We start from the raw sequence: 24,736 nt of genomic DNA on the forward strand, positions 1-24,736 counted from the left end.
TCAGGAGGGGTGAGGCAGAACGTCCGGGGCACCTCGCCCTGGGAAACGAGTGTGGGCTACTCGCGCGCCGTGCGCGTGGGCAACGTGGTGCATGTGGCCGGGACCACCGCCACCGTGAACGGCGAGGTGGTGGGTGTGGGCGACCCCTACGAGCAGACCCACGTGATTCTCGGGATCATCCACAATGCTCTGAAGGAAGCCGGGGCCGCGCTGGAAGACGTGGTGCGGACCCGCATCTTCGTCACCGACATCTCGCATTGGCAGGAGGTGGGCCGCGCCCACGGCGAGGTCTTCGGGCACATCCGCCCGGCGGCGACGATGGTGCAGGTGGCCGCCCTGATTGACCCGCAGCATCTGGTGGAAATCGAGGCCGAGGCCATCATTTCGTGAGTCTGGCCCCGGATTTGAACCGTCATGCCAAGCTGGACGCGCGGTTGCGCGACGCTCTGCGCGCCGATGAACGCATCAGCCACGCGCTGGCCTACGGCAGTTTCACGCAGGGCACGGCAGACGGGTTCAGCGATCTGGAATACTGGCTTTATCTGGCGCCAGACGCTGACTTTGACGTGTGCGGCTGGCTCGAAACGCTGACGCCCGTTCTGCACTTTGTCGTCAACGAGTTTGGCACGCCCACCGCCATCCTCTCTGGTCTGCTGCGGGTAGAACTGCACGCCGTTCCCAATACGCGCCTGGCAGGGCTGGAGGACTGGGGCAACGAACACCTCTTTCCCGAGCGGATGCTGGTCAAGGACCCGGACGGGCGCCTTCGGGCGGCGTTGCAAAAGCTAGCCGCGAAAGCCCCGCCCCACCCAGATACGCAGGCCACGCTGGACCGCCTGCTGAACTGGATGGCTTTCGGACTAAACGTGCTGGCGCGCGGCGAGCGCATCCGGGCGCACGGGCTGCTGTGGTGGATTCAGGGCGGCCTTCTCCCGCTGGCCTCTGTGGAATCCGGCCACACGGAATATCTGCTCAACCCAGCAAGGCTGGCCGAGCGGCGGCTAAGCGCAGACACGTTGCGGCGGTATGCCGCCATCACAGGCAGCGTGGATGATCTGGAGGCCGCCTATTCGGAGGCCGTCGGCTGGACCCTGGAACTGGCCGCAAGTCTGGGCTTGAAGGTAAATCCGGAACTGGCGCAGGATTTAAGGGAACGTGCGAGGGTGGGCGCATGACCTCTCCCCTGCTCCCACCACATGCACCCCGCCTGGGCCTGGGGTTGGCCGCGCTGGGCCGGCCCGGCTACATCAATCTGGGCCACGGCGAGGATCTGACCGACAAGACCGTGGAGGCCATGCGGGAACACGCCTGGACCGTGCTGGACCGCGCCTGGGCCGCCGGACTGCGCTATTTCGACGCCGCCCGCAGTTACGGACGCGCCGAGGACTTTCTGGGTGGCTGGCTGCGGGAACGCGGCTATCCAGCAACGGTGGGCAGCAAGTGGGGCTACACCTACGTCGCCAACTGGCGAACCGACGCCGACACGCACGAGATCAAGAGCCACGATCTGGACACGCTGGACCGGCAGTGGCCCGAAACGCTTGAGGCGCTGGGCCGCCAGCCAGACCTGTACCTGATCCACTCCGCGACGCTTGCCACGGGCGTGCTGGAGGACGTGCGGGTGCTGGCACGGCTGGCCGAACGGGCGGCAGGGGGCGTGCGCGTGGGCCTGTCCACCAGCGGGCCGGGACAGGCCGAGACGTTGCGGCGAGCACTAGAGGTCGCGGTGGACGGCGTGAACCCCTTCAGCGCCGTGCAGGCCACCTGGAACCTGCTGGAGCCGTCGGCGGGGACGGCGCTGGCAGAGGCAGATGCGGCGGGCTGGGCGGTGGTGGTCAAGGAGGCGGTGGCCAATGGGCGGCTGGCCGGACGCGCCACCCTTCCCCCTGCGCTGGCCGAACTCTGCGCCGGGTTGAACGCCACCCCCGACGCGGTGGCCCTGGCCGCCGCCCTCGCTCAGCCGTGGGCCGACGGGGTGCTGAGCGGGGCAACCACGGTGGAGCAGCTGGAGAGCAATCTGCAGGCGCTGACGCTGGCGGGCGATTTCTCAGGGCTGGCCGGCCTGGCCGAGTCCCCAGCCTCCTACTGGCGCACGCGGGCCGGGCTGGCCTGGAACTGAGGGGGAGCCCCCCTGGTCACGGCCCATTCCACTATTCCTCTCCCCCGTCCGCCAGCTCCTGCAGGGCCGGGCGGATGTTGACCAGTTCCGACGTGGCCGTGTGCCACACCAGCGCCGGGTCAATGCCGAAATAGTCGTGCGCCACCAGGTTGCGGATGTCACGCAGGTAGGCCCAAGGCACCTGCGGGTGGCGGTCCTCCACGCTCTGCGGGATGAACTTGGTGGTCTCGCCCAGTCGCGCAAGGTTTCGCAGCACGGCGTCGCGGGTCCGCTCGTCCGCAATGAAACTGTCCAGTGTGTGGTCCGCCGTGTAGTCACGCACGCGGTCCAGGGCGTCCAGCACGTCATGCAGCCGCCAGCGCCAGCGTTTGCGCCGGAAGGTGGTCTGGGGATGGCGCGGCACCTCCATGACGTCCACCGCGTCGCTCAGAATCTCGCGGCGCAGTTGCGGCTTGAGGCCGCCCTCGGTCAGCACGTCGATGCGGCGGCGCAGGGTGTCCTCGAACAGGTCCTTGACGTTCATCAGGTCCAGCAGCCCGGCCTCGCCCGCAAAGTCCACCAGCAGGTCCACATCGGACAGGTCCGTGGCCTCGCCGCGCGCCACCGAGCCGAAGATCCGCACGCGGGACGCGCCCATGCCGCGCCACTGGGGTTCCACCGAGCGGATGATGCGCGCCACTTCTTGCAGGCTGGTGTCGGGAAACAGGTGCGGCGAGGCGGAGTTCACCGTATGAAGATAGCGGTCCACGCTCTAGCATCACGGTCATGATCGTCGCCGTGGGCCATGACCTGATCGAGATTGCGCGCATCCGCCGCATGCTGGAGCGCGAGGGACCGCGCGCCGAACGGCTGTTCGCCCCCGAGGAACAGGCGTACTGCGCCCGTCTGAGCGACCCGGCCCCCAGTCTGGCCGCCCGCTTCGCCGCCAAGGAGGCCTTTCAGAAGGTCTGGCCCCGCCCCCACGGCTGGCGCGACGTGTGGGTGGTGCGCCTTGCCACGCCGGACGGCCCGTTTCCCTTTGCCCGACCCACGCTGGGCTTCATTCCCGAGATCGAGGCCGAGATGCGGGAACGCGGCTGGGTGGCGCACCTGACGCTGACCCACACGAAAGAACACGCCTCGGCGGTGGTGGTGCTGGAGAAGCGTTAGGCTGGCCCCCATGCCCATTCGCCTGATTGCCACCGATCTGGACGGCACGCTGCTGCGCCCCGACCTGAGCGTCAGCCCGCGCACCCGCCGGGCGCTGGACGCGGCGCGGGCCGCGGGCCTCCTGGTTGTTCCGGTCACGGCGCGGCAACCGCGTGGCGTCCGGCGGATTGCAGAGGCGGCCGCCTTCACCGGGTGGGCGCTGTGCGGCAACGGCGCGCACGGCGTTCACCTGACCACCGGGGAGGTGCTGTTCGAGGCCCATGTGGAGGTGGCGGCGCAACGTGCGCTGGCCGAGGCCCTGTCCGGGCGCCTTCCCGGCGTGCTGTTCGTGAGCGTGCGGCGTGGGGGCGAAGTGTTCGTCGCCCAGAAAGGCTACGCCGAACTGGCCCACTTCGAGGACCACAAGCGTGAGCCGGGAGAGATGGGCCGCCACCAGCTGGACGACGTGCTGGCCGAACCCAGCCTGAAATTCATCGTGCGCCACCCGGCGCTGACCCCGCGCGAATTGCTGGCGGAAGTCCAGGCCCTGGCACTGGGCGGCTACGCGGTAACCCACAGCGGCGCACCGTTTCTGGAAGTGCTGGCCGAGGGGGTCAGCAAGGCGTGGGGCCTGTCGCGGCTGTGCGAGACACTGGGGATCGCCAGGGAGGAGGTGCTGGCCTTCGGGGACGCCCCCAACGACGCCGAGATGCTGGCGTGGGCCGGGCGCGGCGTGGCGATGGCGAATGCGGAGCCTGAAGCGCTGGCGGCGGCAGATGAAATCACCCTGAGCAACGCGGAGGACGGGGTGGCAGCAGTGATCGAGCAGCTGCTCTACCTGGTACCGCCCGCCGCTCCCGCTTCGGGGATGCCCTGCGGCCCGTCCGGTGCCTCGTCGTCCGGCTCGTAGTCCAGCAGGTCACCCGGCACGCAGTCCAGCGCGCGGCACAGGGCGGCCAGCGTCTCGAAGCGCACGCCCTTGACCTTACCGGTTCGCAGCAGCGAGAGGTTGGCCTCGGTGATGCCGATTTCGGCGGCCAGATCCTTGCCCCGGCGTTTGCGCAGGGCCATCATCACGTCCAGACGCACGACGATGGGCATCAGGAAAGCTCCATCAGACAAAGCCGTCGCTGTCGGCCTTGAGGGCACTGGACGTCTGCAACACGTCTTTCAGCAGGTCTGCCATCACGATCAGCAGCGCGCCCAGCACGCCCAGCGTCAACACCTCGGTGCTGAGCGTGACGTCAAAACCGCCCCGCGCCTCCAGCCAGCGCGTCCCACTGGGCACGCCCACCGCCGTGAGTGCCGCGCTGAGCAGCAGCGCACTGCCAACCCGCCGCAGCAGCCGTGCGGTCCCTGCGTTCCACAATTCCCCAGCGCCCAGGTGCCGCAGGTAGTTCTGGGCGGCCCAGATCGCCGCCGCCAGTGCCAGCGCCGGGGCGGCCCACAACGCCCGCAGGCTGACCCAAGTCAGGACTTCTCCTGGCGCCACGCCGCCCGTCGGGCTCAGTTCACGCCACTCGCGAACCTGCAACAGCAGCGGTTTCAGGAAGTCCGAGACGGCAATGGAGACGACCAGGACCACAAACAGGGACAGCGAGAGCGCCCACAGCTTTCTGGCCCTGTCCGCCGCACGCTGCCGGGCGGTTTCCCAATCCACCCGCTGACCCTCCTGAGACGTCATCATACCACGACAATATATTATTGCGGAACAATAATCAAGCAGGGGAAAAGAAGATGGTCTCCCAGCTGACAGCCCTGCCCGATTCCGCCTTGTACGCTGGCGTATGAACGCCTCAGTGCCACTTCATCCAGAGCCGATTTATTCGGCGCCGCCCGCCCTGTCGCCGATGAAGGGAGTGGCGCTGGCCCTCGCGTTGCTGGTCGCCAGCCCGGCAGCAGGGGCGCAGAGCGCAGCGCCGGTTCCGAACAGACCGGCGGCCACTCCCTCCACGCGCACGCCCGCCGAGCAGACTGCCTTCACGCGGGGGCACGCGCTGATGGCCGAGTTTCTGGCCCTCAAGGTGGAACGGTTATGGAATGCCTTCACCCCAGACGTGCAGGCGCAGTACGGATCGCTGGCGGGCTTCACGGCTTTCCGCAAGACGGGCTTCGAGCAGTACGGCAAGGAAACCAGGGTGGTGCGCGAGCGGACCTTCACGCAGGGCGGCGAGGCGCTGTACGTCCGCAGCAGCATCTACGAGAAGTTCCCCGATCAGGTCTGGGCCTTCGTGATGGGCTTCACGGGCGAGAAGATCACGTCTTTTGGCGTGCTGCTGGAAGACGAGCGCACCGACGATCCGGTGGCACTGGGAGATCCGGTGGCGCTGGGAGACTGAGGGTCTCCTACGGCCCGCTCTGTTGCGCGAGCACCTCACCGTCCCGATTGGTCACGGCAAAGCTGTACTGCTGGGCTTCCAGCCGTTTCCAGCCCACGCGCTGGCCCTCGCAGGCGTCGGGCAGCACCACCTGTGACGCTGCGGGATAGCGGTGACCCATGCTGCTCTGCCGGAACAGTTCCAGCGTGCGGGCCAGCGCGACGGCGCAGTTCTGGGCAGCGGCGCGGGCCGTCACGTCACCCGCGTTGACGGTTCCCGTGACCTGCGGGCCGGTCTGCAGCGACGCCACCTCCGTTTCCAGCGCGTCAATGCGGGCATTCAGGGCGGCGAGCTGCCGCTCGACCTCCGGGTCCGGCCCAGGAGACTGGCAGCCGCTCAGCAGCAGGACGGGCAACAGGAGGAGGCCAGCTTTCACACCCACCACGCTAGAACCTGCGGCCCAGGCCAGGGTGAAGACGGCGCTTATGGATTCTCAGCGGTTCAGGACGCTCACGATCTCGATGTGACTGGTCTGGGGGTAGAAGTCGTGCGGCGTCACCTCGCCCAGTTTCCAGCCGCGCCGCACCAGATCGCCCACGTCACGCGCCCAGGTGGCCGGGTCGCAGGAGATGTACACCAGCCGGTCGGCGGTGCTGGAATCGATGTGAATCCGCGCCCCCTCTTCCAGCCCGGCGCGCGGGGGGTCGACGACGATCACGTCGGTGCCCAGTTCGCTGAAGCGGGCCGCGTCGCCGCCCACGTAGGTCACGTTGCCCTCGGCCCGCCCGGCAGCCACACTCTCGGCCACGTCCTGCCGCCCCCGCGCCAGGGCCTCGGGCGAGGCGTCCAGCACGGTGACGCGGCGAAAGTTGGGGGCCAGGTGGCGGCCAATGGCGCCCGCGCCGCCGTACAGATCGACGGCGTGTTCGCCGCTGCCCGCCAGTTCGGCGGCGCTGACGTAGGCCAGACCCGCCGCCGCCGGATTGACCTGCGCGAAGCCGGTGGCGCTCACGCTGACCTGCACGCGCCCGAACTGTTCGCGGATTTCCGATTCCCCGGCGATCAGGCGCACGCCCGCGCTGAAGCGGCGTCCAGCCGGCTGGGCCAGGGACACGCCCACCACCCCGGCGTCCATCAGGTGATCGCTGGCCCGCAGGAACACGCGCGGCTCGCCGGCCCCGATCAGGGCAGCCACCACCTCGCCGGTCAGGGCGCTGGCACGGAAAGCCACCTCGCTCGCCGGATCCAGATGCGCCGGATCGATCTTGTTCACGATGGCCGAGATGGCGGCCATGACCAGGGGATCCTCGCCCACCACCAGCGGCTCGTTGCCGCGCCGTTCGCGGTAGGCCAGTCCCGTAGGCGTGACCAGATACTGCGCGGTGTTGCGGTAGTGCCACTCGCTGGGGCTGGGCAGCGTCTCGTTGACTCCGTGCTGGAGCTTGGCAATCCGGCTCAGCGCCTCCCGGACGAAGTCGCGCTTGTAGCGCAGCTGCGCGGCGTAGCTGGCGTGGGCCAGATCGGCGGTGGGCAGGCGGGGGCCGTCCACGCGGTCTGGGCTGGCCTCCAGCACCTCCAGGGTCACGCCCTGACGCACGCCCCGGCCGGAGCGCACGCTGGCGCGCACCCGTTCGCCGGGCAGCGCGCCGCGCACCAGCACCACGCCGCCCTCGTCACGGGCCAGCCCCAGACCCCCGGCCACGAGTTTTTCTATGTTCAGGGTCAGCACTTCGGGTTGGGGGGCATTCTGGGGGGCAGCTTCAGACATCAGACCTTCAGGGTAGCGCGGCGCGGCGGCCCGAACCGTTCAGCGGCTTGCCTTCAGCGCCCGTTCGGCCGGCTCCAGCGCCTCAGGCGTGTCCACGTCCAGCAGCAGGGCGGCGGGAAAGTGCAGCGTCTGCGCCGCCCCCCCCTGCGCCGCGATCACCCGGCGGGGGCCGTGATCGGCGTCGGGCAGGGTCAGCAGCTCGGGCAGCAGGTCTGCGCGCAGCAGGTGTGGGGGGGCCGGCACCGCCGCACTGCCCTCGCCGTAGGCGGCCATGACCACCGGCGCATTCGAGGCCCGGAACGCCGCGAGCAGCGCCGCGTGAAGCTCCGCCGTCACCAGCGGCATGTCGGCCAGCGCGAAGGCCGCGCCGCCCAGACCGGGGGGCAGGTGGGCCGCCGCCACCCGGAAGGAGGACGCCAGCCCACGTTCGGGCTGCGGGTTGACGGCGAACGCGAACGGCAGATCAGCCAGCGCCGCGCGGATGCCGTCGCCCATCTCGCCGGGGGGAACGACGGCCAGCAGCGGCGAATAGACCCCGGCCAGCGCCTGCGCCGCGTACCGGCACAGCGGCTGCCCATTCAGGGGCGCCAGCTGTTTGGGCCGGCCCATGCGGGTGCTGCGGCCAGCGGCGAGCAGCACGCCCGCGACGGGGAGGGGCGGGGAAGGCATGGCGCATGGTAGTACGGGGCAGCGCGAAGGAGGAGCCCCAGGCTCATAATACGGATTCCGTCTGTTTCGTTCACACACTGGGAAAGCGCCAGTTTGCCAACTCCACGCCCGGAACCCGTTTCTCTCCTTCTCGCGTCCGCTCGGATTTCCATCGTTTTGCAAACGATTCAATCGGAGTCCGTATAAGGAATCCAGCGGGCGCGTTCACCGTCTCCCTCGCCTGCCCCCCTACAATCACGGCAGCAGCCCCAGCCCGGTGTTCTCCGTCCCCTTTCCCTCAAGGAGCGTCAACCATGAAACTCAATTACTCAGGTCAGGAACAGGTCAAAGCCGCCCCCGCCGTGGTGTGGGCCTTCGTGCAAGATCCCGAACGGGTGGCCCGCTGCCTGCCCGATGTGCAGGAAGTCACCGTGCAGGACGCCACCCACATGGAAGCCACCGTGCAGGTGGGCGTGGGCATGGTGCGCGGCAAGTTCAAGTTCAAGATCGAGGTGCTGCCCGACGAGGCGGCCGGACGCGTAAACGTCAACGTGCGCGGCGGGGGCCTGGGCAGCGTTGTGGACTTGACGGCGGGCGCGAACGTGCTGGACAACGGCGACGGCACCACCACCCTGGACTGGACAGGCGAGGCCAGCATGCGCGGCCCGGTGGCCTCGGTGGGCGGGCGCATGTTGGACGTGCAGGCCAAGAAGCTGATCGAGAAGACCTTCGAGAACATGGGGACGGCCATGAGCGCGGCGGGCGGAACGCTGGCGTAGTTCATCCAGCGAGAAGCGGGAGGCGCGTACTCCCCTCCCGCTTCTCGCTTTGTTGTTCAGTCCGTTTCCGGCAACGCCGCCCGCCCCTGTTCCAGCAGCTGCACCGCCGTCACGACGCCGTGCGGCGACACCGCCAGCACGCGTCGCTCGGCCAGTGTCCACAGGGCGCGGTGAACGGCCATTTCCGCCTCGGCGCTGCCGCCGGGGGCCAGCCGATCCAGCAGTGCCGTGTAGCGCAGCGGCCCGGCCTCCGGTGAGCCGCCCGCCCAGGCCGTGACCCCGGCCACCAGCGTCAGTATCTGGCGCTGCTCGGGGGTCTCGGCGCGGTTCAGCAGTTCCTGGCGGGCCAGCGCGCGGCGGATGCGGGCGTCCCGTTCACGGCGGCGCGTCTCCAGCACGGCGGCCACCTCGTCCGGCGTGGCCTCGCCCCGGCGGGCGCGCGCCTCGCCGATCAGGCGTTCCAGATTGCGGTCAGCGGTGTCGCCCACGCGGATGCGGACGGCCTCGGCGCGGTCACGCACCAGCCCGGCGGCGCTCTGCACGCGCGGATCGTTCAGGGCGCTCTGGGCGGCGCGGCGGGCCGTTTCGCGGAAGCCGCCGCTCTCGCCGGGTCTGGCCTCGGGTTCGCGCAGGGCCTTGGTCACGCGGATCAGGGTGTTCAGGGTGGGGCGGCGACGGGTCATGCGTCCTCCTGGAGCGGGAAAGAGGGAGAAAGAAACTGCGTTCCCCACTTATACCGGAGGCCAGGGGGAGAGATCGTCAGCCGAAAGTCAGTCCCAGCGCCCCCTCATGCCCCGTCCTTCTCCCCCTTGCGCGACGCCAGAAAGCGCTGTTGGGTTTCCCAGGCCCGCCGCCCGGCCTCGCCGCCGGAGTCGTCGGCCCCCGCGATCTCGCGCACCTGGGCCAGCGCCCGCTCCAACTCGCCCAAATCGCGCCCCTCCTCGGTCTGGGCCTTCCAGGCGTTGACCGTGTTGGGCAGGTAATCGGTCAGGCCCTGGCGGGCGTCGTAGGAACGGCGGGTGTCGCCATTTTTCCGGGCCTCCACGGCCACCGTTTCCAGATGCTCCACGGTGGCGAAGACCTGCCCGGCCACGGCGGGCGGCAGTCCCCGGCACAGCGCGCGGATGTCGATCTCAGAGATGGTTTCGCCACTGGCCTGGGCCGGCAACGCGGGCACGGCAGCGGGCGGCGTGACGGCCTGCACGCCCGCCTCGGGGAAGGGGGCCGCCGGACGGACGCCGAAGACGGCGGCGGCCAGCATCAGCGCGGCGATGACCAGCACCAGCACCATCAGCAGGGGGGTGCCGAAGATCCCCGCCAGCACGAACACCGGAATCACCAGCCCAGCCGCGCGCTTGAAGCCGGGGGTGGGCAGCAGCGCCGACAGTCCACGCTGCGCCCCCGGCAACACCAGATACGCCGCAGCGAACACCGCCACCAGCACCAGCAGCGCGAAGCCCACCAGCGCCTCACCGAAGATCAGGCCCGTCACGAGCAGCGCGATCAGGGTGCCCCCCAGCGCCGAAAGCGGATCGTCCCTGCGTGCGGCACGGCGGCGCTCTCTGCGCTCGTGGCGGTGCTCTCTATCTTCGCGATCTGTGTCTTGAAGGTCTGTCGACATGTTTGGAACATTATGCGCTTTCCCGCTGGAGTCCGCCCAGACCGCCGCTATTCCAGCGCGTCCAGCCGTCGCCACCCCAGGCGCAAACTGAGCCATGTCCCGGAGACGGTGGCCAGCCCCAGGCCAGTCAAGCCCAGCACGCCTTCCACTGTGCCCAGTGCGGACAGGCCCGGAAACAGGTCTGGCCGCAGCACGCTGCCCGCCGCCGGACGCGCCAGCAGCCCCAGGCACAGCACCGAGTACGCCAGACTCAGGCCCATGAAGGCCAGCCCGCCGGGACTGACGCCGATCTCGGCGGGGTTGTCGGCGTCGAATCGAGGCGAGGCCGCGCCCAGGCCCACCCCCAGCGCCGTGATCACGAAGGCGTTGCTGACGCTGACCAGCACGCTCAGCAGCAGCAGGGTAGGCCCCAGGTTCATGCTCAGGGCGCTAGCGACGCCCATCACCAGCCCCAGCGTCAGGGTGACCGGCAGCACGCCGCAGAACTTGCTCAGCACGATCTGCTGGGCGCTGATCGGCCCCGTTCTGAGCAGCCAGTACGCCCGGGCCTCGGTGCTGACGGCGGGAAAGGCCAGCCGCACCGCCACGCCGGAGACGATAAAGCCCTGAAAGGCCAGTTGCACGTAGCCCAGAATGCCCCGGAACTGCGGCAGTGGGATCGGCACGGCCTTCACGCTGACCAGATACACCCCGGCCAGCGCCACCACCACGAGCAGCTGGCTCCACTGCGTCGGATCGCGCAGGGTCACGCGCAGATCCTTGTAGGCGAGGCTGCCGCCGGGGCCAAGGCGCGCGAACAGCCGCTCGGCGGCGGTGGCCCGCTTCGGCGCCGGATCGAGGCGGGGCGTGCTGGAATCCAGCGCCCGTGCCCAGCCGTCCTGGTACGCGCGGGTGGCGAGGGCGGTGGCGGCGGCCAGCAGGCCCACGGTCAGGATCAGCAGGGGCAGCACCCCCCAGTCCAGCCGGCCCTGCGCCGCTCCCCAGATGCCCTGCGAGGCCCACACGGGCGGCAGAAACGGGCTGCTGGGACTGGCGAAGGTCTTGAGCAGGGTCTCGAACTGCGCCGGATCCTGCATCTTCTGGATCAGCACCTCGGGGCGCAGCGCACGGATGGCGTACACCAGCCCGGCGCTGATCAGCACGCCAAGGCCGGTGCTGACCTCGCGCACCCGGCCCACCGGGGCCACCCGCATCAGGAGAACAGCCAGCAAGGCACCCAGGCCCACCGGGGCGGCGAAGGTCATTAAGGCCGTCAGCACCATCAGCGGGTAGGCCCACGGCGGCGCGTGGAAATACACGCCCACCGTCAGCAGCAGCGGAAGGGTCAGGAACACCGGCACCATCGCCGTATTCAGGAACGTCTCAGTGACTTTCAGGGCGAAGACGCGCCAGGTTTTAATCGGCTGGGTCAGCAGGAAGTTCAGATCCTCGCTGAGGTACAGCGTGGAGATGGCGGCGGTGGTGGCGCTGAAGGTCACGCCGCTGGACAGGGTAATCAGGCCGATTTCCAGCACGCGGGCGAAGACATTGGTGCCGATGCTGCCGAAAGACCCCAGAAAATTCAGCGCCCGCCAGGTGCCGTAAATCTCGGCCCACACCAGCAGCGCGGCCAGCAGCATGACCAGGGCGTAGCCCCATTTCGGCCCTCGCCGCAGCGTGTGGCGCAGGGCCGTCAGCTTGAGGTTCAGCAGGCTGGGCGGGCGGGTGGACTGGGGTGTGGGGGCGGGGCGGGTGGTCATGGGCGGGGGGCCTGGGTGGGGCGGGTTCGCCGCTCGGTGGCCCCCTCACCTTTCCGCCGCTTCGCGGCTCCCTCCCTCTCCCACAAGGGGGGAAGAATTAAAGAGCCGCGTACCGCGCACTGCGGACTGCCTCCCAGCTTCATCCCGCCACCCCTTCCCGGCGCTGACGTTCCTCCTCCTGCTCCTCCTCGATCAGGCGGAAGAAGATGCGCTCCAGGCTGTCGCCGTGGACGCCCCCGGCGGCGGTGCCGGTGCGATCTCGCAGCTCGTCCATCGTGCCCTCGCCCAGCACGCGGCCCCGGTCGAGCACCACCAGCCGGTCACACACGGCCTCGGCCAGCGGCAGGCTGTGGGTGGTCAGCAAGACCGTGCGGCCCCGGTCGGCGTGGGCGCGCAGCAGCTCTCGCACCTGCCGGGCCGCGTGGGGATCGAGGCCCACCATCGGCTCGTCCACGATCAACACGCCGGGATCGGGCAGCAGGGCCGCGATGATCGCCACCTTCTGCCGCATGCCGTGGGAAAACGTCTCGATGGGTTCGTTGCCGAAGTCTTCCAGTCGGAACAGGGCCAGCCAGCGGTCGATCTCGGCGTCGGCCCCCTCTACCCGGTACAGCTGCCCCACGAAGCGCAGCAGCTCGCGGGCGGTCAGCTTGCCGTACAGGTACGGGCGATCCGGGATGTAGCCGAAGGCGGCCTTGGCCTTCATCGGCTCCTTCCACACGTCGAAGCCCGCCACCCGCACCGTGCCGGAGGTGGGGCGGGTCAGGCCCACCAGCGCGCGGATGGTGGTGGTCTTCCCCGCCCCGTTGCTGCCCAGCAGCCCGAACACCGCCCCCGGCTGCACGGTGAAGCTGAGATCCTGCACCGCCTGATGTGCGCCGTAGCGTTTGCCGTAGTGGCTGACCTCAATCATCTGGCCTCGATCATTGGCGGGAGTGTAGGACGAACAGAATGACAGGAGACTGACGCGGCTTCAGGGCACGGCCTGAGGTTCGCTGCCCCCGTCCCGGTACGCCAGATCGCCGGTCAGCCGCGTGATCAGGGTTTCCAGCGCCGCCTGTCGTGAATCCGGTTCAGAGGCGACAAGGACAGCATTCAACTCCTGCGCCACCTCTGGATTTTTGACGGCAAGGTCAGCGGGCCAGCGCTCGCGCTTGACTTCCCACCAGCCGTTCACCGCGTACAGCCGATCCACGGCGCGACTCGCCACAGCCAGCGCCAGCAGCGCGTGCGTGGGCTGCTGGACGACGCCCCGGCAGTCCATCACCTCCTCGATCAGGTTGAAGCGTTGCGCCTCGCTGAGTGGGCGGGGCACCGGGCCAGCCGCGGACAGCGCCTGCGCCTCGGCCATCAGCGCGTCCAGATCGGGATGGGGCAGGACGGCACGGCCCTGCGCGTACATGGTGATCGTCGCGGCGTCCTCGGCGGCGAACATGGCGCGTACCTTGCGGACGGGGTTATGGAAGACCTCCACCGGCACGCCGTCCACCACGACATTGCGGCGCCAGCGTACATCACCCGTGACCAGCGCATGAAAGTCCAGATCGCTGTACGGGGTGGCCTCCCCCCGCGCCGCCGAGCCGCACCACAGCGCGGCGTAAACCCCCGGCGTGGTGGCGAGTCGCTTCAGGGCAGCGGGCAGGGCGGCTTCCAGGCGGGCCTGATGGGAGAAGAGTTCGGACTTCACCCGTCAATGTTAAGTTCAAATTCTGCCGCTGGAGAACTGATGGGAAGCTTTTATTCCCGCTCCAGACGATCTGCCCAGGCGCCCAGGTAGCCTCCCAGGTCCGTCTGACGCTCCAGGCGGGCGTGGGCGTGGCGGGTCAGCAGGGGCAGGCGGCCCACCTGCACGGCGTAGCCGGCCACCTCCAGCATGGCCTCGTCGTTGTCGCTGTCGCCGTAGGCCACCGTGCGGTTATGCGGCAGGTGCAGCGCGTCCGCGATCAGGGTCAGGGCCGCGCCCTTGTGGGCGCCCTCGGGGGTGACGGTCAGGAAACTGAGGTACGGGTCCTGCGCGCCGGTCACCACCAGATGCGGGTGAGACTGCCGCAGCCGGCCGGCAAAGTCCGCCACGCCGGGATGGTAGAACCCGGCCTTCAACACGTCTCCGGCCGGGGCGTCCCTCAGCGGGGCGTAATCGCGGGCGATCATCCAGGGTTCCGGCTCGGTGCCGTGCGGCAGGTCCACGAACAGGCGCTCAGCCGTGAACAGTACGATGCGCGCGCCCGTCAACTCGTGGGCCAGCACCGCCTCGAGATCCGAGGGCGTGAACCGGGCCTCAGTGTGCAGTTCGCCGTTCACCACGATGCGCCCGCCGTTGTTGGTGGCCACCGCGTCCGGCTGCATCACGTCCATCACGGCGTCGGGGGCCATGTCGCGCCCGGTGATGATCGCCAGCCTGACGCCCAGCCCGCGCAGGCGGGCCAGCGCCTCCGCCGTGGCGGCGTCCACCTCGCGGCCCTGCTCGGTGATCAGGGTGCCGTCCAGATCGAAGGCCATCAGCAGCGGCAGCCCGGTCGGGGCTGAGATTGATGGGCGTCCAGTGGGGCGGCCAGAGTCGCGGGAGGTCACGCGCGGCAGCCTAGCAAAGACCGGGCCAGACAAAGGGAATGGAACGTCAAAGCCCCTGGCCTCATCCGCTGGTTCTCTCCCCGGCCGCAGAGAGATGGACCGCGTCATCCTGGGCAACAGGCAACGTGAAGTGCAGGGCGCTGCCCCCGCCCGGCGCGGCCTCGATCCAGATGCGCCCACCGTGGCGCTCCACGATGCGGCGGCACACCGCCAGCCCGATGCCGTTGCCCCCGGTGGCCGTGCGCCCGTGCAGGCGCTGAAACATGCCGAAGACCTTCTCGGTGTGCTCCGGCGCGATGCCGATGCCGTTGTCACGCAGGATGAAGTGGACCAGCTCGCCTTCCGCCTCCGCGCTCAGTGTCACCCGGAGCGGCGCGGCGCCATGAAACTTCAGGGCGTTGCCCAGCAGGTTGTCCAGCAGCTGGCGCATCTGGAGCGGACTGGCCCACACCAGCGGCAGCGGAGCAGCATGCAGCCGGGCGTCCGGGGGCCAGTCCAGTTCAGCCTGGACCTCGCGGCAGACCTCGGCCAGATCGGTCACCTCACGCGGCGCTTCCTCGCTGACGGTGGCCAGGGCCAGCACGTCGCGGACCAGTCGGCGGGCGCGGCCCACCTGCTCGGTGATGTGACCCAGATAGGCGTCGGCCCGCTCGTCGAACTGTCGCCCCCGGTAACGGTGACGCAGGATGTCGGCGTAGGCCCCCAACGTCCGCAGCGGCTCCTGCAAGTCATGGCTGGCCACGTACACGAACTGCGAGAGTTCCTCGTTGCGCGCGGTCAGCTCGGTGTTCAGGCGCTGCAAGTCCCGTTCTCCAGCCTCCAGCGCCTGCGTCCGCTCCAGCACCCGCCGCTCCAGCGAGGCGTTCAGCGAGGACACTTCCAGCTCGGCCAGCTTGCGGCGGGTGATGTCCTCGTGGGCCACCAGCGCGTAGTGCGCGCCGTCTTGCTCGAACCGGGTCACGCGCGCCACGTAATAGCGCGGCTGGGTGGCCGTGTGGCAGGGATACTCCAGCTCGTAGAGGGGCTGCTCGCCGGCCAACACCGCACGAATGCCTGCCGCGATGGCGTGGGCGTCGCCGCTGTCCCGGCCCCGCGCCGCGTCGCAGACCGACAGGTAATTGATCCCCACGTCGTTGCTGCTTCCGCCGTTCTCACTTGCGAAGACCGTCCAGGCCCGGTTCACGGCGACGATCACTCCGTCCGCGTCGACGATGGCAATATTCGCCATCAGGGCATCGAAGGCCGCCACGGCAAAGCGTTCGGGCGGCGTGGCGGCGGGCATGGCCCCCAGGGTAACACCCGCCGTCCGCTGGCAGACTGAGCATTCCTCCCAATCTTCATTTTTCCTTGCTGCCAGAAGGCATTGTCAACTGGCTAACGATTGGCCTGGCAGTCAATTATTAATCTGATTTCATGAGTGCTGCGCCCTTTCACCTGCTGCTTGTCGAGGACGAGCTGGCCGACGCCCTGCTCTTCCAGGACATGCTGGCAGAGCAGGACCAGGACATCACGGTTCACCACGTTCAGAACGGTCAGGAGGCTCTGGACTTCCTGACCCGCCCCGACCAGACCTCCCGCCCCCACCTGATCGTGCTGGACCTGAACATGCCGATCATGAACGGCCATGAGTTTCTGGAACGGGTCAAGGCCATACCCGAGGTGCGCTCCATTCCGGTGCTGGTGCTGTCCACCTCCGAGCATCCCAGCGACATTCACCGGGCCTACGATCAGCAGGTCAGCGGCTACGTCGTCAAGCCGGGCAACTACCAGGAATACATGCACGTGCTGGAAACCATTCGGGCGTACTGGCGCGGTCTGGTGCGCCTGCCCAGCCTGGAAGAGGTGATCCGGGGGCGCGTCGGCTCCTGATGCGGCGTCGCAGGTGAATGATACGGACTCCGATTAAAAGGTGTTGGAAACACCTGGAAATCCGAGCGGAGCGAGAAAGAGAAAAACATCCCTCCGGACGTGGAGTGTAGGAACCGGCGCTCTCCCGGTTCCTACACGAAACAAACGGAATCCGTATGAATCCGCCTTTGCGGCGGGGCCTGTCCGGATCAGGCAGAAATGCAGGCGACACGCACGAAAAGGGCCGGTTGGTTGAACTGGCCCTTCTTATGGCTTATGGATCCCTGTCCGCTGCCGTGCTTCAGTTGCCCCGCAAGGTGGCCATGGAGCGCAGATACCAGTGCGCCACCGCCCGCATCACTTCCTTGTTCTCGCCGTCGCGGACGCTGACATCGACGATCAGCCGCGCTTTACCCTCCGCCGTGTAGGCTGCCAGAGCGGCGGGGAGATCAGCCGCGCGGGCCTGTGCCCTGGCCGTCAAGCCGCCGCGCGCCCGGCCCACATAGTGGGTGTCCAGTCGCTCGATGAGCGGCACGGCACTGGCAAAGTGGGCCGCAAAGGCCCCGCCGAAAGCGGCCCCGCTCACCGCCTCGGCCAGCAGGAACTGCGCCCCGGCGTGGATGGTGCCCAGGTGGTTGTGAAACGGCGGCGTGTCGGGGCACTCGCCCGTGGCCCAGCCCACACCGACATCGGTGATGGTCACGCCCACCGTGGCGTTCATGGGAATGTTGTGCAGGGCGGCCTGGACCGCCTGAACAGCTTGCGGGGGCAGCGGGGCTTGCAGCGTGGAATCGGGCATCGAAGACCTCTGGGAGTTGGATTTTGAACCGGGTTCAAGTTCTGGATTCAAGTATACGGGTCTTCCACGTAGCGCCGCAGCACGTCCACCGGCGGGTAGCTGCCAGCCCGCAGCTGCGCCTCGATTTGGCGGGCGTGCTCCCAGGTCTGCGCGGCCAGGGTCGGCGTCACCAGTCCGGCCTCTACCGCGTCGTCCAGCTCGTCAGCATCGATGATCTCGGTGGCCGCCACGGTCCAGCGGTCCTCGTCATCGGGATCGCCCACCACGTCCAGGTACAGGTCGTCGTGCCACGGCAGGCCGTCCTCGTACACGCCCTCGCCGCCGTGAATGTCCACGTAAAACTGCACCGGCTGGCCCGCCGCATTCAGCTGCACGGTCAACGCCGCGCCCATCACGCCCTCACCCGTGCCGGTGGGATGACAGCGAATCCAGCGGTAGCCGTGGTCCAGAATCAGGTGACAGATGGTGCTTTCTGGCCGGGTCACCTCCAATGGGCGAACCACAGTCTGGGCCGTGAAATCCACGATCACGTACCCCGGCACGGCCAGCGCCGTCTGGGTGGACTGGGTCACCCGTGCCCAGGGCCGCAGGTCAAAGGTTTTGCGCTTCACGCTCCCCAGGGTAGCGGTTTCGCTAGGATGCGGGCGTGAGCCGTTCTGTGGGCCGCCTGTGGCCCGTGCTGCTGCTAAGCGTGGTCCTGCTGGCCGTGCTGTGGGTCGTACCTGCCGCCCGTCAGGCCGGGGCCGAACGCCAGCGCCACGCCGCCGAGGCCACGCGACAGGCCGAGACGGCGCGGCTGATGGCCTCTGATCCGGTGCGTTTCGAGGAATACATCCGTCAGGTGGCGATTGCCGCCGACGTGATCGGCGACGGCGAGCAGGACGCCAGCGGCCCCTGCCAGAGCGTCAGCGGCTTCGAGAGCGGCGTGGGGGACCCGCCGCCCGAGACGCTGACCTGCACGATTCTTGACCCGGGCACCGGACCAGCCACCGTGACGCTGACCCTCCGGGACGGGCGGGTCTTCCACTGGCCCAGAGACTAGAGACTGACGAAGGGTAGGATGGCCTGCGGTGGACGCGCTGCCTGCAAGCCTGGCGGCATCTGACGCCGCGCTTGTGAACTGTTGCTGTGACGCCAGGAACGGATCACGTCAGGAAAGCGCGGCGAAGGGTCTACCCCTCGCCGCCTGCATGGCTGTCCAGCTTCAGTTCGGGCCGTTCGGTCCACCCTGGTTGCGGTTCTTCTCATCGGCGCGGCGGCGCAGCTCGCTGGCGAGATCCGTGAAGTCCTGGGCGCTGGGCAGCACCTTGCGCGACTGCTGCTTGGCCTCCTGAATCACCCGGACCTGTTCCTTGCGGCTGTCGGGCAACCCCAGGGTCTTGCGCTCGAAATAGCTCTGCGCCACGCGGCCCAGCGCGAAGGTCCAGCCGTACACGGCAGGGGCCGTGATGAGGCCGCCGATCAGCGGCAGCGCCATCTTGGCCAGCCCCCGCATCACCTGCCGCGCCGCCACGCCGTAGGCCACCGTGACCCCCAACTCCTGCACGATCTCCCGCGCCCGCTCGGCGGTGATGTCGAAGCCGTAGATCTTGCCGATGTGCAGCACCATCTTGGCCTGCACGGGGGTAATCACCAGGATGTCCGCAAAGGGAATCGGCTCGATGGATACTGCGCCGGACAGCAGCGCCGCACTCTTGATGACCTCGTCAACGTTTTCGTCGCGGCTCAGTCCGGGGTCGATGTCGAAGTTGAAGTTGTCGAGAACCTGCTTGACCAGCGGGGGCAACATGGGGCGAGTGTACTCCCGGTGACCGGGTGCGCGTGAGTCAGGCGTGGGCGGACGTTCACCATTGCGCGGGCCTGCCGCTGCCCGGCCCGGCAAAAAACAGGACACGCCGGGGGGGGGTGGCGTGTCCGGGGAGGGAAGGATGAGGGGTGGAGTACACCTCTCCAGACCATCGTAGGCCCGGCCCATGACACTCTTCTGACAATTTGCTGTGGACAGCCTCAGACATGCCCCCTCACCCCTGTGTTCTGCCTGCTGGAGATCAGGGGCCAGAGGCACCCGCACACGCCTGCGCCCCTCCTGCACGGTTCACCCCGGCTGCGCCCCCTCCGGCCTGGGAATGATCGCCAGGGTGCAGCGCGAGACGCAGATCAGCTTGCCGCGCTCGTCGGCGATCTCAACGCTCCAGACCTCGGTGGTGCGGCCCTGGAAGATGGGCGTCCCCGTCGCGGTGACCGTTCCGGACGCCACGCTGCGCAGGTGGTTGGCGTTGATTTCGAGCCCCACCGCCAGCATGCCCCGGTCCCTGACGCTGAGGTACGCCCCGGTGCTGGCGACACTCTCGGCCAGCACCACGCTCGCACCGCCGTGCAGGATGCCGAAGGGCTGATGGACCTGCGGCTGCACCGGCATCTGCGCCACCACCCGCGTGCCGCTGGCCTCGCTGAAGGTGATGCCCAGGTGTTCCGCCAGGCCGCGCTGAACGCCGAGCTGTTCAAGGTTGGAACCGGACAGGCTCTGCGGCTCGGTCATGGCTGGCTCTCCTGGGTGGGTTCGGGGGCGTGGACCGGCCGCATCACCAGACAGGTGGTGGTGGCCGTGGCGTAGACCTTGCCCGCGTCGTCCACGATCTGCGCGCTGGCGGTGGCCACCCGGCGCGACACGCTGATCACCTCGGCCACCGCGCGGACCTCGCCCATGCCCAGCCGCAGCGGGCGCAGGTATTTGACGGCCAGATCCAGGGTGGTGTAGCCCACCCCGGCAGGCAACATGGTGTGGATCGCGCAGCCCAGCGCCGAATCCAGCAGCGTGGCGTACACGCCCCCATGCACGCTGCCGATGGGGTTGTAGTGGAATTCCTCGGGGCGCAGGTGAAAGGTCACCTTTCCCTTCTGCACGTCCTCCTCGCGGCCGATGCTGAAGCCCAGCGTCTGCCCGATAGGCGGCGGGGGAAACTCGCCGCGCACCATGCCGCGCAGGTAGTCCAGCCCACTCAGGCCGGGGGCCGCGCCCGCGCCGATCAGCGGGTCCTGCCAGGTGTAGGTCCGGGTGCGCTGCGCGGCGCCGGATGCCGTCGGTGGGTCTTCAGTCTGGGTCATGTCGCTCCTTGCCGGGCTTGCCTTGCCGCTCACGGCTCATGGTGCCGGACGGTGGCCGGTCTGGTCCAGCAGCCACCATAGAACGGATTGGCCGGGGCGACCATCGGGGGCTGGCGCTGTTCCTTTCACAGTCCATCCCCCGTCCATCCCCGCCGGGCGGCGGGCCACGCCCCAGACCGTTGCCGGAGATGAAGACCAGCGCGCGTAGGCGGGAGCCGCCCCCAACCCCTATACTGCTCAGGTTATGCGGACGGTGACGGTAGGAACGCGCGGCAGCACGCTGGCGCTGGCACAGACCCACTGGGTGGTGGCCCGGCTCAAAGAAGAGTGGCCTGAAACGGATTTCCGGATTCAGACCATCGCCACCAAGGGCGATCGCAACCGCGCCAGCCTGATTTCGATGGCCAAGGAAGGCGACAAGGGCTTCTGGATCAAGGAGATCGAGGACGCCCTGCTCGCCAAGCGCATCGACATCGCGGTGCATTCTCTCAAGGACCTGCCGACCAGCCAGCCCGAAGAGCTGGAGGTGGCCTCCATTCCCAAGCGGGTGGACGCCCGCGACGTCCTGATCGGCAAGGAGGGCATGAAGCGGCTCGCGGACCTGCCGCAGGGCGCGCGCGTCGGCACCAGCAGCGTGCGGCGCAAGGCGTTCCTGAAGGCGTTTCGCCCGGACCTGCAGATCGTGGGGCTGCGCGGCAACATCGACACCCGGCTGGCCGCGCTGGCCTCCGACGAGTACGACGCGATCATCCTGGCGGCGGCGGGCCTGATCCGCACCGAGATGCGCCACCGCATCGACGAATTCATCGAGCCGGACATCATGCTGCCCGCCCCCGGTCAGGGCGCGCTGGCCCTGGAGACCCGCGCGGACGACGACCTGACGGTGGAAGTCGCCTACGCCATCCACGACCACACCACCGACGACCGCATCACCGCCGAGCGCGAGTTCCTGGCGGGGCTGGGCGCAGGTTGCATGGCCCCGGTGGGCGCGCACGCCACCGTCAAGGGCGGCATCCTGACGCTGGAAGGCTGGGTGGCCGCGCTGGACGGTTCGCAGGTGCTGCGCGCCACCACCAGCGGCGACCCCAGCGAGTGCGCCGAGCTGGGCGCGGAACTGGCCAACGACACGCTCGGACAGGGCGCGCAGGCGCTGGTGGACGCGGCCCACGAGCAGATCGCCTGAAGAATCCCTGAACCTCGCCAGCGAACTGGGTGGGGTGGCCTGCGCTCAAATGCGGGCATGACCCCCTCTCCCATCCTCGATCTGGCGGGCCTGACGCTGGAAGTCAACCACCTGGGGCGCGGCGTGCGCTTCTACTCGCAGGTTCTGGGCCTGGAGCTGCGGCGTCACGACGAGGCGGCGGGCGTGGCCGAGTTCACGGTCAACCCGCATCAGACGCTGACGCTGTGGCAGCCCATCACGCGGCAGGCCAATGACGAGCGGCTGGCCCCACTGAGGCCACGCGGAGCCTCCCACCTGCACTACGCCTGGCAGATCGATCCGGCTCAGCTGGAGCCGAGCAAGGCGCTGCTGGACGCGCACGGCCTGGAGTGGCAGGAGATCAACCTGGGCACGGACGACCGGCCCGACCCGACGCTGTACTTCTTTGATCCGTTCGGCCACGGCCTGGAACTGCGTGGCGTAAACCGCGACGACGCGCGTCAGCCGCACTTTCCGCCCACACCGGTTCAGCGCCCCGCCCACGCCCTGCCGGTGATGGGCCTGCGCGAGGTCGCGCTGGCCTTTGGTGATTACGCCGCCATGAAGGAGCGGCTGCCCCGCGCCTACGGTTTTGCGTATGCCAAGGAGCAAGAGGACCGCGACTTCGCCCAGTTCACCCTGGGGCCGCAGGCCGAGCCGGACGGCAACGGCACGCCCAGAAGGTGGCTGTACGCCTGGGACCCGCAGGTGGGGCTGGCCGACATGCTGGGCGGTGATCACGCGCTGGTGCGCTTCTACGCCGACGTGGACGCGGTGGCCGGGCAGGTGGACGCCGCTGGACTGCTGTCGGTGCGCGATGAGCAAGGGCTGGCCGTGCGCGACCCGGAAGGCCATGTGTTCGAATTCGTCCCGGCCTGAGGACAGGCCCAGACCGTCGACGCAAAAGGCGCGGTGCCTGGGAAGTGAAGACCCAGGCACCGCGCCCCTCTGAAAACCTGCTTACCTCGTCTTGGGGTCCAGCGCGTCGCGCAGGCCGTCGCCGAACAGGTTGAAGGCCAGGCTGAACAGCACGATGAAGGTGGCGGGGAACACCAGCACGTACCAGTACTCGGGCTTCAGCCACGCGCGGGCAAAGTCCACCAGCTGGCCCCACTCGGAGTACCCCGGCTCGAAGCCCAGGCCCAGGAAGCTCAGGGCGGCGATGCCCAGCGGCACGGTGGCCAGATCCAGCACGGCAATCGTAAACACCGTGGTCACGCTGTTGGGAATGATGTGCTTGAGGATCATCCGCATGTCGCGGGCGCCCAGGCCTCGGGCGGCGTCCACGTATTCCAGCTGACGGGTCTTGAGAACGTCACCTCGAATTACACGGGCGTATCCGGCCCAGCCGGCCACCGAATACGCGATGATGATCGGCCACGTCGGATCACCCCCCGGATTCTTGGCGCGCAGGATGGTCAGGATCACCACCGTCAGCACCAGTCCTGGCATGGCGAAGATCACGTCGATAAAGCGCTGAATCAGGTTGTCCACCCAGCCGCCGTAAAAGCCGCTGATGGCTCCGATCAACACGCCCACCACCAGGGTGATGCCCACGATGGTAAAGGCCATCTTCAGGGCGGTGCGGGTGCCCCAGACCAGTCCGTAAAAGATGTTGTAGCCGTTGACGGTTCCGAACGGCGCGGTGGCACCCTCAATCGAATTGGGCGGCGCGGGTTCCTGCGCGAAGCTCAGGCGCTGGATCTTGTAGCAGCTGGCCGGCGGGGCGAACACGGCCTGCCAGAACGGCGCGGCCAGCGGGTTGTACACCTGACTCTGGCTGGTCATCCCCAGATCGCGCAGGCAGTTGCCGGCGGGCCTGGCCACCAGTGGGGCGAACAGCGCGAGCAGGGCGAACAGCAGGGTGATAATCAGGCCGCCGATGGCCAGCGGATTGCGCCGCATCTTCCGCATGGCGGGGCCAGTCCAGAACATCTGGAAAGCGCCGCGCTTCTCGATAGAGACGGGGGCAGAGGAGCTGGTGGTCATAGAAATCTCCAGAGAACGGTCCAGGAAACGTTAGAGAGCGGCATCAGTGGAACCTCACGCGGGGATCAATCACACCGTACAGAATATCCACCGCGGTACTCATGACCACCACCAGCAGGGCCGAAAGCAGCGTGAAGCCCAGCACGCCGGCGATATCCAGCTGAAGCGCGGCCTGCACGAACCACTGCCCGATTCCGGGATAGGCAAAGATGGTTTCGGTGATCACCGAGCCCGCCAGCAGATTGATCACCAAAAAGCCGCCCAGCGTGATGATGGGCAGAAGCGCATTGCGGCGAGCATGCTTGCCGTTGACCACTTTGGAAGACAGGCCCTTGGCCCGGGCGGTGCGCACGTAATCACTGGTGAGAACCTCCAGCATGCTGTTGCGCATCACCTTGACGAGGTTGGCGCTCAGGACAATCAGCAGGGTCACGGCAGGCAGAATCATGTGCTGCAGCGCGTCCCAGGCAATGTCCCAGCGGCCGTTCAGGGCGGCGTCCACCGTCATCATCCCGGTGTAGCGTTTCAGGTCACTGACCGAAAACTGGTTGATGATGTCCAGTTGCCCTGCACCGGGCAGCCAGCCCAGATACGCGTAGAACACCGCCAGCAACACGATCCCCAGCACGAACGTCGGCAGGCTGTAGCCCAGCACCACGACCACCCGGAGCAGCTGATCGATGAATTTGTCCTTGTGCAAGGCGCTCAGGGTGCCCAGCCAGACCGCCAGGAGCAGAATGGGAATAGCGGTCAGCAGCGCCAGCTCGATGGTGTTGGGCAGCCGTTCCTTGATGGTGGCCACGACATCCTTGTTGCTGGCCTTGGAGTAGCCCAGGTCACCCTTGATGATGTTGGAAAACCAGCGCCCGTACTGCACAGGGAAGGGATCGCGCAGCCCACGCTCGGTGATGATCTGTTCCAGACGGGCCGCCTGCTGTTCGCTGCGGATGTACGGCGCGGCCCGCTGTTCAGGGGTCAACAGTTGTGTCAGGCCGATGACGATGACGGACAGGACGAGCATGACCAGTGGAATCTGGATCAGTCGCCGGAGAGTGAAGTTCAGCATCTGAGCCTCAGTTTAATGGGTGAAAAGCGCATAAAGG

Annotated in this window: 31 protein-coding genes; 11 read left to right on the forward strand and 20 right to left on the reverse strand. The window is 68.3% G+C overall.

Annotated elements, in window-relative coordinates; all coding sequences use genetic code 11:
* The first annotated feature begins 9 nt into the window (after positions 1 to 9).
* Genes FHR04_RS05125 through FHR04_RS05135 form a run of 3 tightly spaced genes read left to right on the forward strand, consistent with a single transcriptional unit; the run spans position 10 to position 2,119 of the window.
* Positions 10 to 390, forward strand: a complete 381-nt coding sequence (locus tag FHR04_RS05125; protein ID WP_211344172.1) for a RidA family protein — start codon at positions 10 to 12, stop codon at positions 388 to 390.
* Positions 387 to 1,175, forward strand: coding sequence for a hypothetical protein (locus FHR04_RS05130; protein WP_139401314.1), 789 nt, complete (start codon positions 387 to 389; stop codon positions 1,173 to 1,175). The genes FHR04_RS05125 and FHR04_RS05130 overlap by 4 nt, the downstream gene beginning before the upstream one ends.
* Positions 1,172 to 2,119: an aldo/keto reductase gene (locus tag FHR04_RS05135; RefSeq protein WP_139401316.1), complete on the forward strand. Its 948-nt coding sequence runs from the start codon at positions 1,172 to 1,174 to the stop codon at positions 2,117 to 2,119. The genes FHR04_RS05130 and FHR04_RS05135 overlap by 4 nt, the downstream gene beginning before the upstream one ends.
* A 31-nt stretch (positions 2,120 to 2,150) precedes the next feature.
* On the opposite strand, the gene FHR04_RS05140 is transcribed toward FHR04_RS05135, so the two are convergent.
* A complete protein-coding gene (locus tag FHR04_RS05140) occupies positions 2,151 to 2,846 on the reverse strand; it encodes a HepT-like ribonuclease domain-containing protein (protein WP_039686639.1) in 696 nt (231 codons plus the stop codon).
* 38 nt (positions 2,847 to 2,884) lie between these two features.
* On the opposite strand from FHR04_RS05140, the gene FHR04_RS05145 reads away from it, so the two are divergent.
* Together FHR04_RS05145 and FHR04_RS05150 are read left to right on the forward strand one after the other, a co-directional pair.
* Positions 2,885 to 3,268 carry a 4'-phosphopantetheinyl transferase superfamily protein gene (locus FHR04_RS05145; RefSeq protein ID WP_039682567.1) on the forward strand — a complete coding sequence of 128 codons (384 nt, stop codon included), beginning with the start codon at positions 2,885 to 2,887 and terminating at the stop codon, positions 3,266 to 3,268.
* A gap of 10 nt (positions 3,269 to 3,278) precedes the next feature.
* Entirely contained in the window at positions 3,279 to 4,157 is an 879-nt protein-coding gene (locus FHR04_RS05150) for a Cof-type HAD-IIB family hydrolase (RefSeq protein ID WP_081994893.1), read from the forward strand.
* On the opposite strand, the gene FHR04_RS05155 is transcribed toward FHR04_RS05150, so the two are convergent.
* The gene (locus FHR04_RS05155; RefSeq protein WP_139401318.1) at positions 4,082 to 4,348 is read right to left on the reverse strand and encodes a helix-turn-helix domain-containing protein; all 267 of its coding nucleotides are present in this window, start codon (positions 4,346 to 4,348) and stop codon (positions 4,082 to 4,084) included. The genes FHR04_RS05150 and FHR04_RS05155 overlap by 76 nt on opposite strands.
* A gap of 13 nt (positions 4,349 to 4,361) precedes the next feature.
* Positions 4,362 to 4,934, reverse strand: coding sequence for a hypothetical protein (locus FHR04_RS05160; RefSeq protein WP_139401320.1), 573 nt, complete (start codon positions 4,932 to 4,934; stop codon positions 4,362 to 4,364).
* A 100-nt stretch (positions 4,935 to 5,034) separates the two neighbouring features.
* Between FHR04_RS05160 and FHR04_RS05165 the strand changes: the two genes are divergently transcribed.
* The gene (locus tag FHR04_RS05165) at positions 5,035 to 5,586 is read left to right on the forward strand and encodes a hypothetical protein (protein WP_139401322.1); all 552 of its coding nucleotides are present in this window, start codon (positions 5,035 to 5,037) and stop codon (positions 5,584 to 5,586) included.
* Between the two features lie 7 nt (positions 5,587 to 5,593).
* Here the strand turns inward: FHR04_RS05165 and FHR04_RS05170 are convergent, their stop codons facing one another.
* From FHR04_RS05170 to FHR04_RS05180, 3 genes are read right to left on the reverse strand one after another with little or no spacing between them, the layout of a single operon-like run.
* Positions 5,594 to 6,001 carry a hypothetical protein gene (locus tag FHR04_RS05170; protein WP_249038989.1) on the reverse strand — a complete coding sequence of 136 codons (408 nt, stop codon included), beginning with the start codon at positions 5,999 to 6,001 and terminating at the stop codon, positions 5,594 to 5,596.
* A 57-nt stretch (positions 6,002 to 6,058) separates the two neighbouring features.
* A complete protein-coding gene (locus tag FHR04_RS05175) occupies positions 6,059 to 7,333 on the reverse strand; it encodes a class I SAM-dependent RNA methyltransferase (protein ID WP_139401324.1) in 1,275 nt (424 codons plus the stop codon).
* A gap of 39 nt (positions 7,334 to 7,372) precedes the next feature.
* Complete coding sequence (locus FHR04_RS05180; protein ID WP_139401326.1) at positions 7,373 to 8,002, reverse strand: nucleotidyltransferase family protein; 630 nt, start codon at positions 8,000 to 8,002, stop codon at positions 7,373 to 7,375.
* Between the two features lie 293 nt (positions 8,003 to 8,295).
* On the opposite strand from FHR04_RS05180, the gene FHR04_RS05185 reads away from it, so the two are divergent.
* Entirely contained in the window at positions 8,296 to 8,760 is a 465-nt protein-coding gene (locus FHR04_RS05185; protein ID WP_039682553.1) for an SRPBCC family protein, read from the forward strand.
* Positions 8,761 to 8,816: 56 nt separating this feature from the next.
* On the opposite strand, the gene FHR04_RS05190 is transcribed toward FHR04_RS05185, so the two are convergent.
* The 7 genes from FHR04_RS05190 to FHR04_RS05220 form a co-directional block, all read right to left on the reverse strand.
* Positions 8,817 to 9,443: a hypothetical protein gene (locus FHR04_RS05190; protein ID WP_139401328.1), complete on the reverse strand. Its 627-nt coding sequence runs from the start codon at positions 9,441 to 9,443 to the stop codon at positions 8,817 to 8,819.
* A 104-nt stretch (positions 9,444 to 9,547) separates the two neighbouring features.
* Entirely contained in the window at positions 9,548 to 10,381 is an 834-nt protein-coding gene (locus tag FHR04_RS05195; protein ID WP_139401330.1) for a hypothetical protein, read from the reverse strand.
* Between the two features lie 47 nt (positions 10,382 to 10,428).
* Positions 10,429 to 12,120: a putative ABC transporter permease subunit gene (locus FHR04_RS05200; protein WP_139401332.1), complete on the reverse strand. Its 1,692-nt coding sequence runs from the start codon at positions 12,118 to 12,120 to the stop codon at positions 10,429 to 10,431.
* Positions 12,121 to 12,259: 139 nt separating this feature from the next.
* On the reverse strand, positions 12,260 to 13,033 hold the full coding sequence (locus FHR04_RS05205) for an ABC transporter ATP-binding protein (RefSeq protein WP_139401334.1): 774 nt from the start codon (positions 13,031 to 13,033) through the stop codon (positions 12,260 to 12,262).
* A 60-nt stretch (positions 13,034 to 13,093) separates the two neighbouring features.
* A complete protein-coding gene (locus tag FHR04_RS21325) occupies positions 13,094 to 13,807 on the reverse strand; it encodes a nucleotidyltransferase domain-containing protein (protein WP_249038990.1) in 714 nt (237 codons plus the stop codon).
* A gap of 50 nt (positions 13,808 to 13,857) precedes the next feature.
* On the reverse strand, positions 13,858 to 14,691 hold the full coding sequence (locus FHR04_RS05215) for an HAD-IIB family hydrolase (RefSeq protein ID WP_249038991.1): 834 nt from the start codon (positions 14,689 to 14,691) through the stop codon (positions 13,858 to 13,860).
* A gap of 61 nt (positions 14,692 to 14,752) precedes the next feature.
* The gene (locus FHR04_RS05220) at positions 14,753 to 15,973 is read right to left on the reverse strand and encodes a sensor histidine kinase (protein ID WP_139401336.1); all 1,221 of its coding nucleotides are present in this window, start codon (positions 15,971 to 15,973) and stop codon (positions 14,753 to 14,755) included.
* Between the two features lie 131 nt (positions 15,974 to 16,104).
* On the opposite strand from FHR04_RS05220, the gene FHR04_RS05225 reads away from it, so the two are divergent.
* A complete protein-coding gene (locus tag FHR04_RS05225; RefSeq protein WP_039682543.1) occupies positions 16,105 to 16,560 on the forward strand; it encodes a response regulator in 456 nt (151 codons plus the stop codon).
* Positions 16,561 to 16,840: 280 nt separating this feature from the next.
* Here FHR04_RS05225 and FHR04_RS05230 read toward each other — a convergent pair whose 3' ends face one another.
* Together FHR04_RS05230 and FHR04_RS05235 are read right to left on the reverse strand one after the other, a co-directional pair.
* Positions 16,841 to 17,338: a PaaI family thioesterase gene (locus tag FHR04_RS05230; RefSeq protein WP_139401338.1), complete on the reverse strand. Its 498-nt coding sequence runs from the start codon at positions 17,336 to 17,338 to the stop codon at positions 16,841 to 16,843.
* Positions 17,339 to 17,385: 47 nt separating this feature from the next.
* Positions 17,386 to 17,949: a DUF402 domain-containing protein gene (locus FHR04_RS05235; RefSeq protein WP_139401340.1), complete on the reverse strand. Its 564-nt coding sequence runs from the start codon at positions 17,947 to 17,949 to the stop codon at positions 17,386 to 17,388.
* Positions 17,950 to 17,984: 35 nt separating this feature from the next.
* Here FHR04_RS05235 and FHR04_RS05240 point away from each other — a divergent pair, with 35 nt between their 5' ends.
* The gene (locus tag FHR04_RS05240; RefSeq protein WP_139401342.1) at positions 17,985 to 18,380 is read left to right on the forward strand and encodes a hypothetical protein; all 396 of its coding nucleotides are present in this window, start codon (positions 17,985 to 17,987) and stop codon (positions 18,378 to 18,380) included.
* A gap of 162 nt (positions 18,381 to 18,542) precedes the next feature.
* On the opposite strand, the gene FHR04_RS05245 is transcribed toward FHR04_RS05240, so the two are convergent.
* The 3 genes from FHR04_RS05245 to FHR04_RS05255 form a co-directional block, all read right to left on the reverse strand.
* The gene (locus FHR04_RS05245; RefSeq protein ID WP_039682535.1) at positions 18,543 to 19,127 is read right to left on the reverse strand and encodes a YcjF family protein; all 585 of its coding nucleotides are present in this window, start codon (positions 19,125 to 19,127) and stop codon (positions 18,543 to 18,545) included.
* A gap of 306 nt (positions 19,128 to 19,433) precedes the next feature.
* Positions 19,434 to 19,877, reverse strand: a complete 444-nt coding sequence (locus FHR04_RS05250) for a hotdog fold thioesterase (RefSeq protein WP_139401344.1) — start codon at positions 19,875 to 19,877, stop codon at positions 19,434 to 19,436.
* Positions 19,874 to 20,443: a PaaI family thioesterase gene (locus FHR04_RS05255; RefSeq protein ID WP_139401346.1), complete on the reverse strand. Its 570-nt coding sequence runs from the start codon at positions 20,441 to 20,443 to the stop codon at positions 19,874 to 19,876. Before FHR04_RS05255 ends, FHR04_RS05250 begins: the two co-directional genes overlap by 4 nt.
* A gap of 244 nt (positions 20,444 to 20,687) precedes the next feature.
* On the opposite strand from FHR04_RS05255, the gene hemC reads away from it, so the two are divergent.
* Positions 20,688 to 21,626 (forward strand): hydroxymethylbilane synthase, encoded by a 939-nt coding sequence (gene hemC / locus FHR04_RS05260; RefSeq protein WP_039682530.1) that lies wholly within the window; start codon positions 20,688 to 20,690, stop codon positions 21,624 to 21,626.
* A 57-nt stretch (positions 21,627 to 21,683) separates the two neighbouring features.
* Positions 21,684 to 22,523 (forward strand): VOC family protein, encoded by an 840-nt coding sequence (locus FHR04_RS05265; protein WP_139401348.1) that lies wholly within the window; start codon positions 21,684 to 21,686, stop codon positions 22,521 to 22,523.
* 81 nt (positions 22,524 to 22,604) lie between these two features.
* On the opposite strand, the gene FHR04_RS05270 is transcribed toward FHR04_RS05265, so the two are convergent.
* Both FHR04_RS05270 and FHR04_RS05275 read right to left on the reverse strand, forming a co-directional pair.
* Positions 22,605 to 23,633 carry an ABC transporter permease gene (locus tag FHR04_RS05270; RefSeq protein ID WP_039682525.1) on the reverse strand — a complete coding sequence of 343 codons (1,029 nt, stop codon included), beginning with the start codon at positions 23,631 to 23,633 and terminating at the stop codon, positions 22,605 to 22,607.
* A gap of 43 nt (positions 23,634 to 23,676) precedes the next feature.
* Positions 23,677 to 24,699 (reverse strand): ABC transporter permease, encoded by a 1,023-nt coding sequence (locus FHR04_RS05275; protein WP_039682523.1) that lies wholly within the window; start codon positions 24,697 to 24,699, stop codon positions 23,677 to 23,679.
* Positions 24,700 to 24,736: the final 37 nt, after the last annotated feature.

Origin of the sequence: Deinococcus radiopugnans ATCC 19172 (genome assembly GCF_006335125.1) — a bacterium.
Classification (GTDB): Bacteria; Deinococcota; Deinococci; order Deinococcales; family Deinococcaceae; genus Deinococcus; species Deinococcus radiopugnans.

What these genes read in the sequence shown, in the direction of transcription:
- FHR04_RS05135 (WP_139401316.1), top strand. Translation starts at nt 1,172, where the DNA reads ATGACCTCTCCCCTGCTCCCACCACATGCACCCCGCCTGGGCCTGGGG.
- FHR04_RS05145 (WP_039682567.1), top strand. Translation starts at nt 2,885, where the DNA reads ATGATCGTCGCCGTGGGCCATGACCTGATCGAGATTGCGCGCATCCGC.
- FHR04_RS05150 (WP_081994893.1), top strand. Translation starts at nt 3,279, where the DNA reads ATGCCCATTCGCCTGATTGCCACCGATCTGGACGGCACGCTGCTGCGC.
- FHR04_RS05155 (WP_139401318.1), bottom strand. Translation starts at nt 4,348, where the DNA reads ATGCCCATCGTCGTGCGTCTGGACGTGATGATGGCCCTGCGCAAACGC.
- FHR04_RS05160 (WP_139401320.1), bottom strand. Translation starts at nt 4,934, where the DNA reads ATGATGACGTCTCAGGAGGGTCAGCGGGTGGATTGGGAAACCGCCCGG.
- FHR04_RS05165 (WP_139401322.1), top strand. Translation starts at nt 5,035, where the DNA reads ATGAACGCCTCAGTGCCACTTCATCCAGAGCCGATTTATTCGGCGCCG.
- FHR04_RS05175 (WP_139401324.1), bottom strand. Translation starts at nt 7,333, where the DNA reads ATGTCTGAAGCTGCCCCCCAGAATGCCCCCCAACCCGAAGTGCTGACC.
- FHR04_RS05180 (WP_139401326.1), bottom strand. Translation starts at nt 8,002, where the DNA reads ATGCCTTCCCCGCCCCTCCCCGTCGCGGGCGTGCTGCTCGCCGCTGGC.
- FHR04_RS05185 (WP_039682553.1), top strand. Translation starts at nt 8,296, where the DNA reads ATGAAACTCAATTACTCAGGTCAGGAACAGGTCAAAGCCGCCCCCGCC.
- FHR04_RS05190 (WP_139401328.1), bottom strand. Translation starts at nt 9,443, where the DNA reads ATGACCCGTCGCCGCCCCACCCTGAACACCCTGATCCGCGTGACCAAG.
- FHR04_RS05195 (WP_139401330.1), bottom strand. Translation starts at nt 10,381, where the DNA reads ATGTCGACAGACCTTCAAGACACAGATCGCGAAGATAGAGAGCACCGC.
- FHR04_RS05200 (WP_139401332.1), bottom strand. Translation starts at nt 12,120, where the DNA reads ATGACCACCCGCCCCGCCCCCACACCCCAGTCCACCCGCCCGCCCAGC.
- FHR04_RS05205 (WP_139401334.1), bottom strand. Translation starts at nt 13,033, where the DNA reads ATGATTGAGGTCAGCCACTACGGCAAACGCTACGGCGCACATCAGGCG.
- FHR04_RS05220 (WP_139401336.1), bottom strand. Translation starts at nt 15,973, where the DNA reads ATGCCCGCCGCCACGCCGCCCGAACGCTTTGCCGTGGCGGCCTTCGAT.
- FHR04_RS05225 (WP_039682543.1), top strand. Translation starts at nt 16,105, where the DNA reads ATGAGTGCTGCGCCCTTTCACCTGCTGCTTGTCGAGGACGAGCTGGCC.
- FHR04_RS05230 (WP_139401338.1), bottom strand. Translation starts at nt 17,338, where the DNA reads ATGCCCGATTCCACGCTGCAAGCCCCGCTGCCCCCGCAAGCTGTTCAG.
- FHR04_RS05245 (WP_039682535.1), bottom strand. Translation starts at nt 19,127, where the DNA reads ATGTTGCCCCCGCTGGTCAAGCAGGTTCTCGACAACTTCAACTTCGAC.
- FHR04_RS05250 (WP_139401344.1), bottom strand. Translation starts at nt 19,877, where the DNA reads ATGACCGAGCCGCAGAGCCTGTCCGGTTCCAACCTTGAACAGCTCGGC.
- FHR04_RS05255 (WP_139401346.1), bottom strand. Translation starts at nt 20,443, where the DNA reads ATGACCCAGACTGAAGACCCACCGACGGCATCCGGCGCCGCGCAGCGC.
- hemC (WP_039682530.1), top strand. Translation starts at nt 20,688, where the DNA reads ATGCGGACGGTGACGGTAGGAACGCGCGGCAGCACGCTGGCGCTGGCA.
- FHR04_RS05265 (WP_139401348.1), top strand. Translation starts at nt 21,684, where the DNA reads ATGACCCCCTCTCCCATCCTCGATCTGGCGGGCCTGACGCTGGAAGTC.
- FHR04_RS05270 (WP_039682525.1), bottom strand. Translation starts at nt 23,633, where the DNA reads ATGACCACCAGCTCCTCTGCCCCCGTCTCTATCGAGAAGCGCGGCGCT.
- FHR04_RS05275 (WP_039682523.1), bottom strand. Translation starts at nt 24,699, where the DNA reads ATGCTGAACTTCACTCTCCGGCGACTGATCCAGATTCCACTGGTCATG.